The following is a 1531-nucleotide window of genomic DNA, read 5'->3' as shown; positions in this document are numbered from 1 at the left end:
ACGAAAAAGATTAATGGGAAAACGATTATTGACAAGGTTTCATTTGATGTTTATGGCGGGGAAGTGTTCGGTTTTCTCGGACCAAATGGAGCGGGTAAGACGACAACCATTCGGATGATGGTTGGTCTGACTAAGATAACGGACGGAGATGTAATTATTGAGGGGAAAAGCATCCAAAAGGATTTTGAGGAAGCCGTTCAACACGTCGGTGCCATTGTGGAAAACCCCGAAATGTATAAATTTTTATCGGGCTACAAAAACCTTGTGCATTTCGCAAGGATGTACAAAGGAATTTCAAAAGAAAAAATAGATGAAGTGGTTAAACTTGTTGGGCTTGAAAAACGAATTCACGACAAAGTAAAAACGTATTCTCTTGGAATGCGTCAACGTCTTGGGATCGCCCAAAGTTTGCTGCATGATCCTAAAGTGCTGATTTTGGACGAGCCTACAAACGGGCTTGATCCAGCAGGAATAAGGGAAATTCGTGAGTACATTAGGAGACTGGCAAAGGAACGTGGGATAGCGGTCATCGTCTCCAGTCACTTACTCTCTGAAATGGAATTGATGTGCGATCGAGTGGGAATCATTCAACAGGGTCAATTACTTGATGTTCAGAGGATGAATGATTTTGTTACGGGAGGAACGCTTGAAGATCGATTCTTAGAATTAACTGGTGGAGGAGAAAGTAAAAATGTTTAATTTAATACGAAATGAATGGATGAAAATTTTACACCGTCCCGGCACGTATGTAATGGCTGGTTTGTTAGCCCTTATTGTCATTGGGACAGCTTTTCTTTTAAGTGCCGATTTTGGACAAGGGTCAGAACGTACATGGCAAGAATCTCTTGTAACGCAAAATGAGTATTATCAAGAGATGATCGAAACAGAAGGCGACGACCCCTATTGGGAAGAACAACTTGCCATAAATGACTATCGTTTGGCGAATGATCTTCCTCCGAACTCGACAACATCAATATGGGCATTCTTAGAAAATAGCTCTTATAGTCTTCCTACAGTGATTGGATTGTTTGTTATTATTTTAGCTTCAGGAATCGTAGCATCTGAATTTTCTTGGGGAACCATTAAGCTTCTCATGATTCGTCCAATTGCTCGATGGAAAATCCTTCTTTCGAAATTCATTACCGTTGCCACTTTCGGTCTGGCTATGATCGGAATTTCAGTGACCCTATCAGTGATCTTAGGATTTATTTTATTTGATACAGGGACATTGACCCGTTTAAGTTATGAAAACGGGTCAGTGATTGAAAGTAGTATGTTTATATATTTGATAAAAGTATATCTATTTAAATCGATTAATGTCATTTTATTAGCAACGATGGCATTTATGATTTCTGCTGTTTTTCGTAACAGTTCATTGGCAATCGGAATTAGTTTATTCTTGTATTTTGTTGGCGTAACAGCAACTCAATTCATCGCAATGCACTCTGACTGGGCAAAGTACATCCTATTTGCAAACACAGACCTATCACAATATGAAACGGGATATCTGATTGTTGAAGGGATGACCATG

At 39.5% G+C, this 1531-nt stretch carries 1 protein-coding gene and 1 pseudogene; both read left to right on the top strand.

What is annotated here, in order from left to right:
• Positions 1-627, top strand: a pseudogene (locus AB1471_RS16860) (ABC transporter ATP-binding protein); the annotation flags it as partial.
• A gap of 64 nt (positions 628-691) precedes the next feature.
• The coding region (locus AB1471_RS16855; protein WP_367780918.1) for an ABC transporter permease at positions 692-1531 on the top strand (840 nt) is incomplete at its 3' end.

It is taken from the genome of Jeotgalibacillus marinus (assembly GCF_040801915.1).
Taxonomy (GTDB): domain Bacteria; phylum Bacillota; class Bacilli; order Bacillales; family Jeotgalibacillaceae; genus Jeotgalibacillus; species Jeotgalibacillus marinus.
This window is presented reverse-complemented; position numbering and strand designations above follow the sequence as displayed.